This window comes from Bacillus sp. DX3.1 (genome assembly GCF_030292155.1).
Classification (GTDB): domain Bacteria; phylum Bacillota; class Bacilli; order Bacillales; family Bacillaceae_G; genus Bacillus_A.
Genome location: NZ_CP128153.1, coordinates 4,768,221 through 4,786,372, shown reverse-complemented (window position 1 = coordinate 4,786,372; position 18,152 = coordinate 4,768,221). Strand labels below are relative to the sequence as shown.

The following is an 18,152-nucleotide window of genomic DNA, read 5'->3' as shown; positions in this document are numbered from 1 at the left end:
GGCATGATTGATAAAAATACTTTTTCCAAAATAGGAAGAGCCAAAGAACATACTTCTTTTGTGGAGAATGGAAAGCATAGTTATTGTTTAAAAGAATTTGATGACTGGTGAGTTAGTTTGGAGGGAAGGAGGACTCGTAATGATTACATCTACGCCTAAAGCAGCAGTGGGTTATGCACATAGTAAATTGATTTTAGTTGGCGAACATGCAGTTGTCTACGGAAAGCCTGCGATTGCCATTCCCTTTCCACTGGGGGTAACGTCTACCATTGAAGAGAAAGCAGGGGAGATTATGATTGCCTGTGGTCATTACGTTGGTCCTATTAACAGAATGCCAGTGAGAATGCAAGGTATCGCTGCTTGTATCAGAGCAACGTTGAATGATTTGAAAAAACCTCTTAATGGATTATTGATTCGACTTCATTCATCAATACCGATAGGTCGGGGCTTAGGATCTAGTGCAGCGATTGCCATCGCCATTGTAAAAAGTTTATTCTCTTTTTATGGACAAAAGGTTTCACAAAAGGAATTAATGGCGCTTGTTGAAATCGCGGAGATTTATGCCCATGGAAATCCCAGTGGAATTGATATGGCTGCAGCATCGAGTGAATTACCGATTTGGTTTAAAAACGGAAAAGAGATAATTCCGCTAAACGTAGGCTCGCCCCTTAGTATCGTTGTAGCTGATTCTGGTCGGATCGGGAACACACATACTGCTGTTAAAAAAGTGAGGGAGAAATTTCTCTTAGAGCCGGAAAAAATGCAAAGGTCACTGGAACGGATTGAGAGAATTACACTGGAAGCGAACGGTGCTCTTGCGGATGGGAATTCCTATTTACTTGGCAGATTATTAAATTTAAACCATGCAGAACTCATTACACTTGGTGTTAGCGATGATGGTCTTAATCGATTGGTTGAGGCTGCCCGAAGTGCGGGCGGACTAGGAGCTAAATTGACAGGTAGCGGCCTCGGGGGCTGTGTAATTACCCTCGCCCCTAATCTTGAGCATGCAAAAGTCATTGCTGATGTATTAATGAAGGCAGGTGCGAACAAAACCTGGTATTTTTCAACCGATTCTCGTTTTTGTTAGAAAAAATCCGTTTGGAGCGTTCCTTAAGCCACACAGTTATTTAGTCAACTGTGCGGCTTTTTACTGTTTTCCCCCCATTTATCAATCCTCGTAGATTTATCCCGCTATTCGGGGGCAGTAATACTCCTACCTTAAAATTCAGCGGAAGCAAAGAAGTTAGGTGGGGGATAAAGAAAACTCCCACTGATTAAAGTTTCACTTTATTTTATGCCATTTGAAAAAAACAATGTTGATGGCAAAAAATTGACCTATATCAAGGTTGGATCTCCCTATCCGCTGTAAGCTTAGATCGTTCTTAAACTATAAATAATAATAATAATCATTATCATAAACGATATAGAGTTTATTTTTAGGAGGAGTCAAAAAGTATGGTGGTACAATTTACAAATCATTTAGCATTGAAATATACACCACGTTGGAATGAACTTGCAGAGCAAGAGAAAAAAGCTGCGATAAAGGAAGTAGTTGGGCTATTCGCTAAGTACGAAGGAAAAGTTTGGCTGCGGGGAACTTATGTGACACAAGCTTTTCAAGCACATACCGATATTTTACTTTGGATGTATGCTGATCGTTTTGAAGATATCCAGGATTTACAATTGGAACTGCGCCGTTCTACCTTTGGAAAGGCTGTTGATAGTCCTTATGCCTTTACAGGGATGACAAAGCCGTTTGAATTCTCAGAGCACCCCACTTCCTTCCAAATGGGGATTCCGCCACGGGATTATCTTTGTTTCTACCCATTTATTCGTACTCCTGAATACTACCTGCTTCCTAAATGGGAAAGGGAGGCACTTCTGCGTGACCATGGGTTAGTAGGCCATGCATTTGTTCCAGGGATTTTAACAAATGCTGTCCACGCATTTGGATTAGGGGATTATGAGTGGCTGCTGTCGTTTGAGACAGATGACTTAGGTTCTTTGGTAGACTGTGTTCGAAGTTTAAGAGATTGTAAAGCTAGATTATATACGAAGCATGAATGGCCATTTATTGTTGGCAGACATTTTACATTAGAGGAAGCACTGTCACAGTATATTTAATGGTTATAGCAGATTTTATTATATAAATACAAATTAAAAAACCGACATAAAACCCTTTTTTTAGGTGGGAGAGAGCATCCGGTCATGTATAGAAGCGGTCAGATCCTTTTCCTGCCCCATTCCAAGTAAAAACAAAGAGAGAAGACGAGTGCAGGTCACCTTTTGTTATCTATAGCCGCGGCTTATATGTCGAAAAATCAAAATGAATTTATATATTACTGTTTAAAGCAAATGGTAGTCCTATTGCTCTGTTAATCTTTATCATTACATTTATTGAGGTTACAGAATTTATCCCGCTATTCGCGGGCAGTAATCCTCCCACCTCAAGTTTCTAAGAATAGGTGGGGGATAGAGAAAACCCCACTGATTAAAGTTTCACTTTATATGGATAAGCTGCATTCGATTAGTTGTTTTTAACCATATTGAAGGAAGTGATTTATAAGATGACATTGGATCTAATGAAAGCGACCGCAAAAGCTTATACCAATATAGCGCTGATTAAGTACTGGGGAAAACGGGATGAGTCGCTTTTTTTACCAATGAATAGCAGCCTTTCTATTACCCTGGATAAGTTTTATACAATAACGACCGTTCAATTTTGCCCAAGGCTTAAGGAGGATCTTTTCATTCTTAATAAAATGATAGCTGGTGAGGCTGAAACCCTTAAAGTTTCTCAATTTCTAAATCGAATTAGGGAAATCTCCGGAAAAGAAATCCATGCTATCGTACAATCGACAAACAAAGTGCCGACTGCTTCAGGGTTTGCTTCCTCTGCTTCAGGTTTCGCTGCATTAGCAGCGGCAGCAACAAGAGCGATTGGCTTAGAGTTAGGTAAAACGGAGTTATCCCAACTAGCACGGCAAGGCTCAGGGTCTGCCTGCCGATCCATATTCGGAGGTTATGTAGAATGGAAAAAAGGAAGAAACGAAGATGGAACGGATTCTTATGGAATGCCTATTGAAGAGAAACAAAACTGGAACCTTAGCATTCTTTCTGTTTTTTTGACAACCGAACAAAAGCAAGTTTCAAGCCGGGAAGGAATGAAACGAACCGTAGAAACATCTCCATTTTATTCTAGTTGGGTGAGGGAAGCTGAAAAAGATTTGCTTATCGCTAAAGCTGCCATTAAGGAACGGAATTTAAAAAAACTTGGTCAGACTATCGAGGCAAATGCATTGAAAATGCATGTGACGACACTTGGTGCAAAACCGCCGTTTTTCTACTGGCAAAGTGCCACAGTAGAGGTGATGGGGCAAGTTCAAGCACTCCGAAGCTCAGGGATTGAAGCCTATTTTACGATTGAAGCCGGGCCAAATGTCAAAGTCCTTTGCCAACCAAAGGATGAGCAGGTTGTTCGTGATAAGCTTTTATCTATACCTTCTGTTCGTGACGTTTATGTGTGCCATCCAGGGCCAAGCGTCACGTACTTACCTAATTCATTAAGTTAAAACAAATTGAAAAAATGTTGGGCGATGAATGGTAAAAAATCAAAAATAAATCTACCACATGTGAAGGAATGAATGATCATGACTTTTTCAGGATATTGTGTCAAAGTACCAGGGAAGCTGCTTATTGCCGGTGAATATGCCGTTCTTGAACCTAAACAGCAAGCTGTCGTTATGGCGGTTAACCGCTATGTTACCGCTTATATCAAACCGAGCAGACAGAATCAACTTTCCCTTCCACAGTTAGGGTTAGAACACATTACATGGGATAAATATGTTCAATTCAATGTTTCCGATTCAAGATTGAACTTTATTCAAAATTCGATTGCAGTCGTTAACCAATTTTTATCGGAAAATTCGGTTCCACTGCAGTCGTTTCATTTAATCATTAAAAGTGAACTTGATGACCCTTTAACAGGCCGAAAATATGGTATGGGATCAAGTGCGGCAGTAGTCGCAGCCGTCATTTCCGCCATGTTCATGTTGTATGGTAGCAAGATCTCCCCACCAACACTTGACCAAGTTTTTAAGCTAGCAGCACTTGCTCATTTAAAAACACAAAAAAATGGTTCCGGTGTCGATATTGCGGCGTCCATTTTTGGCGGTATACTTGTGTATTCTTCTTTTCAACCGAGTTGGGTTTTAAATGAATTAGACCAAGGAGTTAACCTAAGTGAGCTCATTGAGAAGCCGTGGCCTAATTTATCCATTCGTACATTAACCGTCCCGCCACAGCTAAAATTATGTCTTTTCTGTAAACACACTTCAAGGACGTATCAAAGTACCATTTGAAACAAAAGGAATGGAACAATACTTTGACAGTTCTTGGTCGTTCGGAACTGCAAAATTAGTAAACAAATACAACAAATGGTTTTTGCATATTCCAATGACAAAAGAATATAAAGAAGCGTCTGAGCATGAGATAAATCAAGTAGTAGGTGTTGATTTTGGTATTGATTTTGTTACCACTTCGTATGATTCAAGCGGCTCAATTTCTTTTTTTAATGGAAAAGAAATGAAGCATAAACGAGCGAAATACAAACGTCTTCGCAAACAATTACAAATGAAACAAACTCCGTCTGCTCGTAGACGATTGAAAGTAATTGGAAATAGAGAAAACCGTTGGGTGACAGACATTAACCACTCTGTTAGTAAGGCACTCATTTCCAAATACGGAGCAAACACGCTATTTGTAATTGAAGACTTAACTGGTGTTCGTCATGCAACAGAAAAAGTACGTGTAAAAGATAGATACGTGTCTGTCTCTTGGGCTTTCTATCAATTGCGCCAAATGCTGGAATACAAAGCACTGTTACATCAAGCAAAAGTAATTGCAGTAGACCCTGCGTATACATCTCAAATATGCCCAAAGTGTGGACATACAGAGAAGGCAAACCGCAATAAAAAGACACATACATTCTGTTGTAAAACATGCAACTACACATCAAATGACGACAGAATCGGAGCAATGAATCTGCATCGAAAAGGAATTGAGTACATCGTTGCAGTAACAAAAGAAGCATGACTTCTCTTGTTGGGTAGCTGTCAACCTGCCCTTAATGTAACACCACTCTAAGGTAGGAGTCGAAAGGCGTTTGTACTACTGGGTAGTTACAAGCCCCCACTTCAAGCCTCGTTAGAGGGTAAGTGGTGGGTAGTTGACGAGCGAACAGTGTCACTGTTCGCTTTTCATTTGATTTGAGTTTTTCATCTATTTTCTAAAAGGTTGATTGAGGTCAATTCTTTTAAACATAAGAGGCATTAAGATAGGAGTATAAAACAAAGGGAGGAAAACAATATGACAAAAGCAGTATTTCAATTAGAACCATTAACATGTCCATCTTGTATTAAGAAAATTGAATCTACACTTACTAAAAAAGCTGGTGTAGAATCAGTAAAAGTATTATTTAACTTAGGCAAGGTAAAAACACAATTTGATCAATCTCTAACTAATGCAAAAAATATCGAGGAAACGATTAAAAATTTAGGTTATATTGTAATTTCAGCTAAAGTAGCTTAAATCCGTTTATATCAATAAGATTTTAAAGGTGAAAGAACTATATAAATATAAATTAAAAAACCGACATAAACCCCTTCTTTTTAGGTGGGAGAGAGCATCCGGCCATGCATAGAAGCGGTCAGATCCTTTTCCTGCCCCATGCCAAGTGAAAACAAAGAGAGAAAACGAGTGCAGGTCACCTTTTGTTATTCATAGCCGCGGCTTATATGTCGAAAAATCAAAATGGATTTATATAAAATATGTGTATAAAGTCGATAGCTTACTATTTTAAAGGTAGGTTATCGGCTTTTTTGATTTTTTACGAGATGAATAGAAAAGATTATAGTAAAGCAGGAGGTGCTTTACTATGTTAGAAGGGCGGCAAATGCTATTAGAAGAACTTTCGTTATCAAAGGATGAACTAGATCGTTTGCAGCGGCAAGGGGATGTTTCTTTGGAAAGAGGTGTTGTACGGAAATCGCCCTACTATTTGTGTCAACGCTGCGGAAATTCGGAACAACGGTTGTTTGCTTCATTTTTATGTAAACGATGTAATCAGAATTGTACGTATTGCCGAAAATGCATCATGATGGGACGAGTGGGAGAATGCACAGTACTTGTTCGGGGCATCCGGGATTTAGAAAGAATCCCAGTGCAACATACCTTGCGGTGGGAAGGAACATTATCGCAAGGACAGGAACTGGCAGCGCTTGGCGTAACGGAGGCTGTGCGGCAAAGAGAATCATTTTTTATCTGGGCAGTGTGCGGAGCTGGTAAGACAGAGATGTTGTTTTACGGTATAGAAGAAGCGCTTCGAAAAGGCAAGCGCATATGTATTGCGACACCACGTACCGATGTTGTACTCGAACTATATCCGCGTCTTCAAACGGTTTTTCCAGGTATACCTATTGCTGCGTTATACGGTGGGAGTTTAGAACGTGAAAAGGAAGCTAGACTTGTCGTTTCCACAACGCATCAGTTGCTGCGCTATTATCGGGCATTTGATGTCATGATTGTCGATGAAATTGATGCTTTTCCCTATTCTATGGATAGGACGCTACATTATGCTGTCCAGCAAGCGAGTAAAGAGCGAGCAACTCGCATTTACTTAACAGCAACTCCATCAGATAAATGGAAACGAAAACTTTGGAATGGAAAACAAAAAGGTGCTATTATTCCAGGACGTTATCATCGTCATCCTTTACCAGTTCCTCGTTTTCGGTGGTGCGGAAATTGGAAGAAATCACTAGGGAAAAAAAGAATACCTCACGTTGTCTTAGAATGGCTCCATATGTGTCTCCTCAAGCAATATCCCATCTTTTTATTTCTTCCACATGTACGTTATATCGAAGAAGTAAGTATGCTGTTAAAAGAATTTGATGTACGAGTTGAAGGTGTTCATGCAGAAGATCCAAGGCGAAAAGAGAAAGTCGCTGCGTTTCGAAAGGGGGATATTCCATTGCTAGTAACAACGACGATTTTAGAACGTGGCGTGACAGTAGCAAATTTACAAGTTGCTGTATTAGGGGCAGAGGAAGCCGTTTTTTCAGAAAGTGCACTTGTACAAATTGCAGGTCGTGTTGGCAGAAGCGGTAGCGCACCAAAAGGCGATGTGTTCTATTTTCATTATGGGAAAACAGAGGCGATGTTACGTGCAAAAAGGCATATTCAATCTATGAATAAAAGGGCGAAGAAGCAAGGTTTGATTGACTGATGCATTGTTTACTTTGTGACGATATAATTTCGAACTTTGCTAGTTGGTATTCGTTTTTTGTACAAGCAGAAATGCGTTATATATGCGAACAATGTGAACAAAAGCTTTCCTATGTAATAGGAGAAATTTGTGACGACTGTGGACGTCCCTTTCAGGCTCTTTCTCGTGAATATAGAGAAGGGGATATTTGCCGAGATTGTTTAAGATGGAAGGAAGACGAAACATTTCAACCTGTAAAAAATCGATCCCTGTATGCATACAATGATTGGATGAAAGAAGTGTTAGCCCGTTTTAAATTTCGGGGTGATGCTGTGCTCGTTCAAGTTTTTGCGGCTGCCTTTGTCACCTCGTTCCAAAAGTATTTTTCTGATTGTCATCATATTATTCCAATTCCTCTTAGTGCAGAGCGTGAATATGAACGTGGGTTTAATCAAGCGGAGTTGTTAGCCGCTTGTTTACCAATCCCGATTTTGCAAACATCTTTAAGTAGAAAAGATACGGAAAAACAAAGTAAAAAAACGCGGATAGAGAGACTTTCGCAATCGAACCCCTTTTACTTTCAGAAAGAAGAAACGTTTGCTGGACAACATATTTTACTCATTGATGATGTGTATACGACCGGGATTACAATCAGACAAGTTGCGCGGTGCTTGTATGAAGCTAAAGCCAAAACCGTTTCTAGTCTTACTCTTTGCCGGGGATAAAATAAGATTATTAAAGGCTATCCTCACGGTGAGAGAATGTCGAAAAGTACAATAAAAAGACGACAAGTCTTCTTTGACTTGATGGTTTGTCATTCGTTATAGTCAAACCATGGGGCATATACCCTTATTTTGAGAGTGAAGGGAATGGAATGAACATGCAAGGAAAAGTAAAATGGTTTAATGCAGAAAAAGGTTTTGGCTTTATTGAGCGTGAAGACGGTGATGATGTTTTTGTTCATTTTTCTGCAATTCAGCAAGAAGGGTATAAGTCGTTGGAAGAGGGACAAAAAGTTGGATTTGACATTGTAGAAGGCGCGCGTGGACCACAAGCAGCGAATGTTGTGAAGTTGTAAGGGTTATAGAGAATTGTTTCTATACAAACATAGAGCTGCTTTTGTGGCAATCGTTTCATATAGCTAGAAAACCCCTGTAGCAATGCGGGGGTCTTTATTGTACAGAAAGTATTGTCAAAAAGTTGTTTCTTTTCTGTAACGAATTGTCCATACTTATATTCTTTATTTATGATGTAAATAGGATAAACTAATAGTAGAAACGATGCATCTTTTCTTTTCAACAAAAAACGATAAAAAATTGCAATTTCGCTAGCTTTTTTAAAAAAGTTAGAAGGAGTTTTTAACCCTTTGTCGAAAGTGTATACATAGGCTTGAAAGGAGGAATTCATCTATGAAATTCAACATTCGTGGTGAAAATATTGAAGTAACTCCAGCATTAAAGGATTATGTAGAGAAAAAAATTAGCAAATTAGAGCGTTATTTTGATACATTTCCAGAGATTAAAGTTAACTTAAAAGTATATTCTGACAAGCAACGTGTCGAGGTAACAATCCCATTCCCGGATTTATTACTTCGTGCAGAAGAAACTCATAGCGATATGTACGCTGCAATTGATTTAGTAGTTGATAAAATTGAGCGACAAATTCGTAAACATAAAACAAAAGTAAATCGTAAATTCCGTGAAAAAGGATCTACTAAAAATGTCTTCATTCTTCCAGAGCAACCAACAGTTCAGGAGGAAGTTGTAGAGGATGAATTAGAGCTTGTGCGTACAAAACGGTTTGATTTAAAACCGATGGACGTAGAAGAAGCGATTCTACAAATGGATATGCTAGGGCATAATTTCTTCGTCTTCACTAATGCGGACACAGATGAAACTAATGTTGTATATGGCCGTAAAGATGGAAAATATGGATTAATTGAAACAAAATAATAAGTAGAAAACGCAGCTGTAATAGGCTGCGTTTTTTTAATGTGCAATTTGCATGCAGGGCTTCAAGTAAGGGTCAGGGAAATATGTGAAGGCTTCTTATTTTTTATTTTAGGATGGTGCACGTGGTCGATTGTTGTCATAGCTATAAAACAAGTGTTACAATTATCATTAGGTTTATACTTTTTTGGGGTTTTTAAAATTAGGAGAGAAAATGGCAGAAAAATAAATTTAGATTTATATAACGACTGATTGGTGAACAGAAATAAATAGCACTGTCGGAAGTTTTATTTTAATAAAAGAGGAGCGTATTTCCCATGATCGGTATTTTAAAAAAGGTGTTTGATGTAAACCAACGCCAAATTAAACGTATGCAAAAAATCGTGGATCAAGTAGAAGCACTAGAGTCATCCATTACACCGCTAACTGATGAACAGTTAAAAGGAAAAACGATTGAGTTTAAAAATCGTCTTACAAAAGGTGAGACAGTAGATGATCTATTACCAGAAGCTTTTGCGGTTGTTCGTGAGGCAGCGACACGTGTTCTGGGTATGCGTCCGTATCCTGTACAAATAATGGGTGGTATTTCCTTGCATGAAGGGAATATCGCTGAGATGAAAACAGGGGAAGGTAAAACATTAACTTCTACATTACCTGTTTATTTGAATGCTTTAACAGGTAAAGGTGTTCACGTTGTTACAGTCAACGAATATTTAGCACAGCGTGATGCAAGCGAAATGGGAAAACTACATGAATTCCTCGGTCTTACAGTAGGAATCAACTTAAATAGCATGTCACGTGAGGAAAAACAAGCCGCTTATGCTGCAGATATTACATACAGTACAAACAATGAGCTTGGTTTTGACTATTTACGTGACAACATGGTGCTATATAAGGAACAACGTGTACAGCGTTCTCTTCACTTTTCCATCATTGATGAAGTCGATTCTATTTTAGTCGATGAAGCACGTACACCGCTTATTATTTCTGGACAAGCACAAAAATCAGCAGAATTATATATGTTTGCAAATGCATTTGTACGTACATTAACAGATGAGAAAGAGTATTCATTTGACGTGAAAACGAAAAACGTTATGTTAACAGAAGAAGGGATCAATAAGGCAGAGAAAGCTTTCCATATTGAAAACTTATTCGATTTAAAACATGTTGCACTTCTTCATCATATTAATCAGGCCCTTCGTGCACACGTTGTTATGCACCGTGATACAGATTACGTTGTACAAGAAGGCGAAATCGTAATTGTAGACCAATTTACAGGGCGTCTTATGAAAGGTCGTCGCTATAGCGAAGGTTTACATCAAGCGATTGAAGCAAAAGAAGGCGTAGAAATTCAAAACGAAAGTATGACGCTTGCAACAATTACATTCCAAAACTACTTCCGTATGTATGAAAAGTTATCAGGTATGACGGGTACTGCAAAAACGGAAGAAGAGGAATTCCGCAATATTTATAATATGAATGTTATCGTAATTCCAACAAATAAACCGATTGTTCGTGATGACCGTGCTGATTTAATTTTCAAAACGATGGAAGGGAAATTCAATGCAGTTGTAGACGATATTGTAAAGCGCCATAAAAACGGACAGCCTATTCTTGTTGGTACGGTTGCGATTGAAACGTCCGAGCTCATTTCAAAAATGTTAACGCGCAAAGGTGTACGTCATAACATCTTGAATGCGAAAAATCATGCGCGTGAGGCGGATATTATTATAGAGGCAGGTTATAAAGGTGCAGTAACAATTGCAACAAACATGGCCGGTCGTGGTACGGATATTAAACTGGGCGAAGGCGTAAAAGAAGCTGGTGGCTTAGCTGTTATTGGTACGGAACGTCATGAGAGTCGTCGTATTGACAATCAGTTGCGTGGTCGTTCTGGACGTCAAGGGGACCCTGGTGTAACACAATTCTACTTATCAATGGAAGATGAACTGATGCGCCGCTTCGGTTCTGATAATATGAAAGCGATGATGGATCGTCTTGGTATGGATGATACACAGCCAATTGAGAGTAAAATGGTATCTCGTGCTGTAGAATCTGCACAGAAACGAGTAGAAGGAAATAACTATGATTCACGTAAACAGCTGTTGCAATATGACGATGTACTTCGTCAACAACGTGAAGTGATTTATAAACAGCGTCAAGAGGTAATGGAATCTGCCAACTTACGCGGCATTATTGAAGGTATGATGCACGCTACTGTAGAACGAGCTGTAGCACTTCATACGCAAGAAGAGATTGAAGAGGATTGGAATATCAAAGGTCTGATGGACTACTTACATGCAAACCTTCTTCAAGATGGTGATGTAGTGGAAGAAGAAATACGTCGCCTTGCGCCAGAGGAAATGAGCGAGCTTATCTTTGCAAAAGTAAAAGAACGCTATGATGAGAGAGAAACAATTCTACCGGAAGAACAAATGCGTGAATTTGAGAAAGTTGTTGTATTCCGCGTTGTAGATACGAAATGGATGGATCACATCGATGCAATGGATCATCTTCGTGAAGGTATTCATTTACGTGCGTATGGTCAAATTGATCCGTTACGTGAATATCAAATGGAAGGATTCGCAATGTTTGAATCAATGATTGCTTCCATTGAAGAAGAAATTTCTCGTTACATCATGAAAGCCGAAATTGAACAAAACCTAGAGCGTCAAGAAGTAGCACAAGGTGAAGCAGTTCATCCGAAAGATGACGGTGAAGAAGCGAAAAAGAAACCAGTTGTAAAAGGTGACCAAGTCGGACGTAACGATTTATGCAAATGCGGAAGCGGAAAAAAATATAAAAACTGCTGTGGTATTGGGAACTAGACAATAAAGAAAAGCAGGCGACTCACAAAGTTTTCCTCTAGAAATGGAAAATTTTTAAGAATGTCCATATAATAAAAAGAGCTAAACTCTCTCTGTAAAAAGCGGGGAGAGTTTCCCTTGTTTCCATATAAAAGTAACAGTAATCACATAGAGGTGAAGAGAATGGAATTAGTAGAAATTAGACAGGAATTAGAGAAAATGGCTAAGAGATTAGCGGCTTTTAGGGGGTCTCTTTGACCTCCCTGGAAAAGAAAAACGTATCGCAGAATTAGAAGAAGTGATGATGGGTGCAAGCTTTTGGGATGACCAAAAAGGTGCACAAGTTGTTATTAATGAGGCAAATGCATTAAAGGATATGGTTGGTAAGTTTACGGATCTCAATGAAATATTTGAAAATCTAGAAGTGACACATGAACTTGTAAAAGAAGAATATGATGAAGAGTTACACGTAGAACTTGAAGCTGAAGTAAAGTCTTTAGTCGAAGAAATGAATGAATACGAGCTGCAATTATTGCTGAGCGAAGAATATGATAAAAATAATGCAGTTTTAGAATTACATCCGGGTGCAGGTGGAACGGAATCACAAGATTGGGGTTCTATGCTGTATCGTATGTATACGCGTTGGGCTGAAAAACGCGGTTTTAAGGTGGAAACATTAGACTACCTTCCTGGTGATGAGGCGGGTATTAAAAGTGTTACGATATTAATTAAAGGTCATAATGCTTATGGCTACTTAAAAGCAGAAAAGGGTGTCCATCGTCTTGTACGTATTTCACCATTTGATGCATCTGGACGTCGTCATACATCTTTTGTATCTTGTGAAGTAATGCCGGAATTTAGCGATGATATTGAGATTGAAATCCGTACTGAAGATTTGAAAATAGATACGTACCGTGCAAGTGGTGCAGGTGGCCAGCACATTAATACGACGGACTCTGCGGTTCGTATTACGCACATCCCGACAAACGTTATTGTAACGTGTCAATCTCAGCGTTCGCAGATTAAAAACCGTGAACATGCTATGAAGATGTTGAAAGCAAAGCTATATCAAAAGAAACTAGAGGAACAACAAGCAGAATTAGATGAAATCCGTGGAGAACAAAAAGAAATTGGCTGGGGTAGTCAAATTCGTTCTTACGTATTCCACCCATATTCTCTTGTGAAAGACCATCGTACAAATACGGAAGTTGGTAATGTTCAAGCCGTTATGGATGGAGAAATTGACGCGTTTATCGATGCGTATTTACGTTCTCGCATTTCCTAAGAAAAAAAGCCAACATATTGTTGGCTTACATGCGAGGTAAATAGAAAGAATGAAGAAGTATATCTTTTCTTTTATTTAGAGGGAAAGAGCGAGGAAGAGAAGTTGGACTAACAACTTCTCTTTTTGGTGGGCGTAGTTTTATGATACAAGGTCGCATATTGTTTTGTAAAAAGTAGAAAATATAAGAATCACACATGCAATTGATAAGGAAATCATACAAGATTTTTCCTTTATGTTTTTAAGAAACGGATTCTTTGTAATAGTTTGCAGTTGTTCACAGAATTGAAACAATTGCAGAAAAGCGCTGTACTAGTAGGTTTCTTATGTGTGTTGTTAAAATTATCCTGTATAGGTTAGTTTTTCTTTGCTAGGAAAATTATTATAATGCTAGTGAGAGCTCGATTGGTGAAAGCTTCCCATCAGTGGGAGATGAAAAACTTTTCCACTGATAGAAGTTTCACTTTAAGACAAGTAAGACATCAACAGTGGGGAGCGATATATATGAAAAAGAAATTGTTGGCTATTGTGTTAGGAACATCATTAGTTCTTGCCGTAGGAGCGTGCGGGAAGAAGGAAGAAAGTAAATCTTCGAATCAAGCTGCAAGTACCGATAGTGCTGAAAAAATTTATCAAAAAAGCTGTGCAGGTTGTCACGGTAATGACTTAGCTGGTATTACCGGACCTAGTTTAGAGACAGTAGGCGGTAAATATGGAAAAGAAGATATTGAAAAAATTATTGCAAAAGGTCGCGGTAGTATGCCAGCAGGCTTGATTCAAGATGAAGAGGCAAAAAAAGTGGCAGAATGGTTAGCGGAAAAGAAATAAGAGAAGCGAATAAAAATTTTGGCAGCAGGAGCTAGACCGTAAGAAAAGTGAAGCTGACTGTTTAGCCCTAAGAAATGGATGGAGACTTTAGTCACGGGAACTGATTGCTCAGTCTTGTTGGCTAAGTTTCTTTCTTTTGTATGAAGGTTTTTTAGAGAAAAAGCTAGATTGAAAGACAAGAACTATTTATCCCGCTATTTACGGGCAGTAATACCCTCACCTCAAAGTTCAGCAAAAAGCGAAGAAGTTAGGTGGGAGATAAACTGCTTGTAAAAGCAGATGGACTTACCGTGTGATAGTTATATAAATCCAAATTAAAAAACCGACATAAACCCCTTCTTTTTAGGTTGGAAGAGAGCATCCGGCCATGCATAGAAGCGGTCAGATCCTTTTCCTGCCCCGTGCTAAGTGAAAACAAAGAGAGAAAACGAGTGCAGGTCACCTTTTGTTATCCATAGCCGCGGCTTATATGTCGAAAAATCAAAATGGATTTATATAGAAATAACCTCTTGTTGACAATAGGATTTTTGAATTACCGCTGTTTTGTCGTGTTTTTGCATGTTGTGTAACACAACTGTAATAAAAATGTATCCGAATTGGAAACCGAATAATGTTACAATATAGTTTGTAGAATTTTGCTGAAACATGTACATAAAACAGTGGCAAGAGGAAATGTTACTGTTGTTTTGGAACAAAAGACATGCTTCGATAGGTTTGAAGTTACAACAAGATCATGAGTAATAATGGGAGTATTTGCTTTCATGTGAAGATAAGTAGAAAAAGTATGTCGAAAAAAATCATTAGTATTGGGTGATAAATAATGATAACAATGACGAATGTGTATAAGGAGTATCCAAATGGTATGAAAGCCATTGATGGGCTCACAGTTAAAATCAAGCAAGGTGAATTCGTATATGTAGTTGGACCGAGTGGAGCCGGAAAATCTACGTTTATTAAGATGATGTATCGTGAAGAAAAACCATCAACAGGGTCTATTAATGTGAATGGGCTTGTAATTGAAACGTTGGCTGAGCGAGATGTACCCTATTTCCGACGTCAACTAGGCGTAATTTTCCAAGACTTTAAATTACTACCTAAATTAACGGTATATGAGAATGTAGCGTTTGCTTTAGAAGTAATTGAAGAAGAGCCTGAGGTAATTCGTGAGCGTGTTACGGAAGTATTAGGTCTTGTTAGTCTTGAGGATCGTGCAGATGCACTTCCAAATGAACTTTCAGGTGGAGAGCAACAGCGTGTTGCAATTGCAAGAGCAATTGTGAATCGTCCGAAAGTTGTAATTGCCGATGAACCAACAGGTAACCTTGATATGGAAACGGCATTGGATATTATGAGTATTTTCAAGCGCATTAATGAACGTGGTACAACAATTGTAATGGCGACGCATAACTCGGATATCGTAAATACAATTCGCCATCGTGTTATTGCAATTGAAGGTGGAAAAATTGTTCGAGATGAGATTGAGGGAGGATACGGATATGAAGACTAAAACCCTTAGTCGACATTTACGAGAAGGTGTAAAAAATCTATCCCGTAATGGATGGATGACATTTGCTTCTGTAAGTGCGGTAACAGTTACATTATTACTTGTAGGTGTCTTTTTAACAGCGATTATGAATATGAACCACTTTGCAACGAAAGTGGAGCAAGATGTAGAAATGCGTGTACACATTGATCCAGCAGCGAAAGAAGAGGATCAAAAGAAATTAGAAGAAGAGATTGGCAAGATTGCAAAAGTAGATTCTGTTAAATTCTCTTCAAAAGAAGAAGAATTAAAACGTTTAATTAAAAGTTTAGGTGATAGTGGGAAAACTTTCGAGTTATTTGAACAGGATAACCCATTAAAAAATGTATATATTGTAAAAGCAAAAGAACCAACAGATACAGCTACAATTGCGAAAAAAGTTGAAAAAATGCAATTTGTATATAACGTACAATATGGTAAAAATGAAGTAAAGAAACTGTTTGATACAGTAAAAACAGGTCGTAATATTGGGGTTGCATTAATTGCTGGTCTTTTATTCACAGCGATGTTCTTAATCTCTAACACGATTAAAATTACAATCTATGCGAGAAGCACAGAAATTGAAATTATGAAACTTGTTGGGGCGACAAACTGGTTCATTCGTTGGCCGTTTCTATTAGAAGGTTTATTCTTAGGCATATTGGGTTCACTTCTTCCAATTGTCGTGATTTTATCTTCTTATAATTCACTTCAAGGCATGTTTAATGAGAAGCTTGGTGGAACGATTTTCGAACTTCTTCCATATAGCCCGTTTGTATTCCAACTTTCAGGCTTATTAATGCTAATCGGTGCGTTAATTGGTATGTGGGGAAGCGTTATGTCTATCCGTCGTTTCTTAAAAGTGTAAAAAGTTGCAAACATAATTCGTACAAGCTTATCATATAGTAGAAATAGGAAAAGGCATCGCACAATGTGTGATGCCTTTTCCTACACCATTGTGTGTTTTGGAAAGGGGAACTCCGCATTGAAACGTAGAGTTGCGATTATTGGAATGATTGTGGCATTTTTAGTTGGTGCTGGCGGAATGTTTGCGGGAATGTATGTATTGGGAAGTAATCCATACATGGCGCAAACGATGACAGGAGATAGTACCGGTGTAAAACAAGCGGATTTGAATAAAATTCGTGAGGCGTATGCACTTATTGATTCACGTTATGTGGAAGACGTGAAGGATGATAAGCTTGTTGAAGGAGCGATACAAGGGATGCTGTCAACGCTGAAAGATCCGTATTCTACATATATGGATAAAGAAACAGCAAAGCAATTTGAGCAGTCGCTTGATCCTGAGTTAGAAGGTATCGGTGCTGAAGTGAACAAGACAGATGGTAAACTTATCATTGTATCTCCAATTAAAGGTTCACCAGCTGAAAAAGTAGGCATTAAACCGAATGATCAAATTTTATCGGTAGATGGAAACAGTGTAAAAGATTTATCACGTGAAGAAGCAGTATTAAAGATCCGTGGTAAAAAAGGAACGACTGTTACACTTGAAGTAAAGCGTTCAGGAGTAGTGGATCCACTAGAATTTAAAATTAAGCGTGAAAAAATTCCTATTTTTACGGTGTTTAGTTCTGTAAAGAAAGAGAATGAGAAAAATATTGGCTATATGCAAATTACATCTTTCTCTGAAAATACAGCGAAAGAATTTACAGATCAATTGAAAGAGCTTGAAAAGAAAGATATGCAAGGGCTTGTCATTGATGTCCGTGGAAATCCCGGAGGCTATTTAAATAGTGTTCAAGATATTTTGAAATTAATCATGACAGAGAAAAAGCCAATGATGCAAGTTGAACAACGAAATGGAAAAAAAGAGAAGTTTTATACTTCACTAAAAGAGCGGAAATCATATCCAATTTCAGTATTAATTGATAAAGGAAGTGCATCGGCTTCAGAAATTTTAGCAGGAGCATTAAAAGAAGGCGAAGGGTATGCACTAATTGGTGAAAATACATTTGGGAAGGGTACTGTTCAGCAAGCCGTTCCATTTACAGATGGTAGCAATATTAAACTTACAATGTTTAAGTGGCTTACACCAGATGGCAATTGGATTCATAAAAAAGGAATTGCCCCAACTGTGGAAGTAAAGCAACCAGATTATTATCATGCAACGCCAATCCAAATCGAGAAGACACTTTCTTATAATGCAAACGATGTACAAGTGAAACATGCACAAGAAATGTTGAAAAATTTAGGATATGCAACAGGGCGTGAAGATGGTTACTTTAGTAAGGAAACAGAATCTGCAATAAAAGCATTCCAAAATGCGAACGAAATGGAAGCGACAGGAAAGCTTGATAAAAAGACAGCAGAAGCGATTCAAAATAAAATTATTGAAAAGATTCGTTCCGGCGAAAATGATCTACAACTACAAGCGGCATTAAAATTAATGGCGAAATAATAAAGTTGAATCAATCGGGCATTAACGAGCAGTATTACCCCCACCTCAAAGTTCTGCAAGAAAAAAAGAAATTAGGAGGGG

General features: G+C 38.4%; 15 protein-coding genes and 1 pseudogene. All 16 read left to right on the top strand.

The annotated features are described in order from the left end of the window. Nucleotides 1–139: 139 nt before the first annotated feature. The 16 genes and pseudogenes from mvk to QRE67_RS24080 all read left to right on the top strand — a co-directional run bounded on the left by mvk (nt 140) and on the right by QRE67_RS24080 (nt 18,071). Nucleotides 140–1,090, top strand: a complete 951-nt coding sequence (gene mvk, locus QRE67_RS24155; RefSeq protein ID WP_286122685.1) for a mevalonate kinase — start codon at nt 140–142, stop codon at nt 1,088–1,090. A gap of 368 nt (nt 1,091–1,458) precedes the next feature. Continuing rightward, entirely contained in the window at nt 1,459–2,127 is a 669-nt protein-coding gene (locus QRE67_RS24150) for a chlorite dismutase family protein (protein WP_286122684.1), read from the top strand. A gap of 458 nt (nt 2,128–2,585) precedes the next feature. After that, nucleotides 2,586–3,575, top strand: coding sequence for a diphosphomevalonate decarboxylase (mvaD, locus tag QRE67_RS24145; RefSeq protein WP_286125371.1), 990 nt, complete (start codon nt 2,586–2,588; stop codon nt 3,573–3,575). Nucleotides 3,576–3,647: 72 nt separating this feature from the next. Then, the gene (locus QRE67_RS24140) at nt 3,648–4,364 is read left to right on the top strand and encodes a phosphomevalonate kinase (protein ID WP_353507047.1); all 717 of its coding nucleotides are present in this window, start codon (nt 3,648–3,650) and stop codon (nt 4,362–4,364) included. After that, nucleotides 4,318–5,097 (top strand): annotated as a pseudogene (locus QRE67_RS24135) (RNA-guided endonuclease TnpB family protein); the annotation flags it as partial. The gene QRE67_RS24140 and the pseudogene QRE67_RS24135, both read left to right, overlap by 47 nt. 273 nt (nt 5,098–5,370) lie before the next feature. Next, a complete protein-coding gene (locus QRE67_RS24130) occupies nt 5,371–5,592 on the top strand; it encodes a heavy-metal-associated domain-containing protein (RefSeq protein WP_286122682.1) in 222 nt (73 codons plus the stop codon). 346 nt (nt 5,593–5,938) lie between these two features. Continuing rightward, nucleotides 5,939–7,285: an ATP-dependent helicase ComFA gene (locus QRE67_RS24125; protein ID WP_286122681.1), complete on the top strand. Its 1,347-nt coding sequence runs from the start codon at nt 5,939–5,941 to the stop codon at nt 7,283–7,285. Continuing rightward, nucleotides 7,285–7,989, top strand: a complete 705-nt coding sequence (locus QRE67_RS24120) for a ComFC family protein (protein ID WP_286122680.1) — start codon at nt 7,285–7,287, stop codon at nt 7,987–7,989. The genes QRE67_RS24125 and QRE67_RS24120 overlap by 1 nt, the downstream gene beginning before the upstream one ends. A gap of 155 nt (nt 7,990–8,144) precedes the next feature. Further along, nucleotides 8,145–8,342, top strand: a complete 198-nt coding sequence (gene cspD / locus QRE67_RS24115) for a cold-shock protein CspD (RefSeq protein WP_286125370.1) — start codon at nt 8,145–8,147, stop codon at nt 8,340–8,342. Between the two features lie 331 nt (nt 8,343–8,673). Then, on the top strand, nt 8,674–9,216 hold the full coding sequence (hpf, locus tag QRE67_RS24110) for a ribosome hibernation-promoting factor, HPF/YfiA family (protein ID WP_286122679.1): 543 nt from the start codon (nt 8,674–8,676) through the stop codon (nt 9,214–9,216). Between the two features lie 314 nt (nt 9,217–9,530). Further along, the gene (gene secA, locus QRE67_RS24105; protein ID WP_286122678.1) at nt 9,531–12,041 is read left to right on the top strand and encodes a preprotein translocase subunit SecA; all 2,511 of its coding nucleotides are present in this window, start codon (nt 9,531–9,533) and stop codon (nt 12,039–12,041) included. Nucleotides 12,042–12,203: 162 nt separating this feature from the next. Then, a protein-coding gene (prfB, locus tag QRE67_RS24100; RefSeq protein ID WP_286122677.1) for a peptide chain release factor 2 occupies nt 12,204–13,305 on the top strand; the annotation gives its coding sequence in 2 pieces (ribosomal slippage) (nt 12,204–12,275 and nt 12,277–13,305; 1,101 coding nt in all). A gap of 501 nt (nt 13,306–13,806) precedes the next feature. Beyond that, nucleotides 13,807–14,130 carry a cytochrome c551 gene (cccB, locus tag QRE67_RS24095; protein ID WP_286122676.1) on the top strand — a complete coding sequence of 108 codons (324 nt, stop codon included), beginning with the start codon at nt 13,807–13,809 and terminating at the stop codon, nt 14,128–14,130. 820 nt (nt 14,131–14,950) lie between these two features. Next, on the top strand, nt 14,951–15,637 hold the full coding sequence (ftsE, locus tag QRE67_RS24090; protein WP_286122675.1) for a cell division ATP-binding protein FtsE: 687 nt from the start codon (nt 14,951–14,953) through the stop codon (nt 15,635–15,637). Next, entirely contained in the window at nt 15,627–16,520 is an 894-nt protein-coding gene (gene ftsX, locus QRE67_RS24085; protein ID WP_286122674.1) for a permease-like cell division protein FtsX, read from the top strand. The genes ftsE and ftsX overlap by 11 nt, the downstream gene beginning before the upstream one ends. Nucleotides 16,521–16,637: 117 nt before the next feature. Then, nucleotides 16,638–18,071: a S41 family peptidase gene (locus QRE67_RS24080; protein WP_286122673.1), complete on the top strand. Its 1,434-nt coding sequence runs from the start codon at nt 16,638–16,640 to the stop codon at nt 18,069–18,071. Nucleotides 18,072–18,152 lie beyond the last annotated feature (81 nt).

What these genes read in the sequence shown, in the direction of transcription:
- mvk (WP_286122685.1), top strand. Translation starts at nt 140, where the DNA reads ATGATTACATCTACGCCTAAAGCAGCAGTGGGTTATGCACATAGTAAA.
- QRE67_RS24150 (WP_286122684.1), top strand. Translation starts at nt 1,459, where the DNA reads ATGGTGGTACAATTTACAAATCATTTAGCATTGAAATATACACCACGT.
- mvaD (WP_286125371.1), top strand. Translation starts at nt 2,586, where the DNA reads ATGAAAGCGACCGCAAAAGCTTATACCAATATAGCGCTGATTAAGTAC.
- QRE67_RS24140 (WP_353507047.1), top strand. Translation starts at nt 3,648, where the DNA reads ATGATCATGACTTTTTCAGGATATTGTGTCAAAGTACCAGGGAAGCTG.
- QRE67_RS24130 (WP_286122682.1), top strand. Translation starts at nt 5,371, where the DNA reads ATGACAAAAGCAGTATTTCAATTAGAACCATTAACATGTCCATCTTGT.
- QRE67_RS24125 (WP_286122681.1), top strand. Translation starts at nt 5,939, where the DNA reads ATGTTAGAAGGGCGGCAAATGCTATTAGAAGAACTTTCGTTATCAAAG.
- QRE67_RS24120 (WP_286122680.1), top strand. Translation starts at nt 7,285, where the DNA reads ATGCATTGTTTACTTTGTGACGATATAATTTCGAACTTTGCTAGTTGG.
- cspD (WP_286125370.1), top strand. Translation starts at nt 8,145, where the DNA reads ATGCAAGGAAAAGTAAAATGGTTTAATGCAGAAAAAGGTTTTGGCTTT.
- hpf (WP_286122679.1), top strand. Translation starts at nt 8,674, where the DNA reads ATGAAATTCAACATTCGTGGTGAAAATATTGAAGTAACTCCAGCATTA.
- secA (WP_286122678.1), top strand. Translation starts at nt 9,531, where the DNA reads ATGATCGGTATTTTAAAAAAGGTGTTTGATGTAAACCAACGCCAAATT.
- cccB (WP_286122676.1), top strand. Translation starts at nt 13,807, where the DNA reads ATGAAAAAGAAATTGTTGGCTATTGTGTTAGGAACATCATTAGTTCTT.
- ftsE (WP_286122675.1), top strand. Translation starts at nt 14,951, where the DNA reads ATGATAACAATGACGAATGTGTATAAGGAGTATCCAAATGGTATGAAA.
- ftsX (WP_286122674.1), top strand. Translation starts at nt 15,627, where the DNA reads ATGAAGACTAAAACCCTTAGTCGACATTTACGAGAAGGTGTAAAAAAT.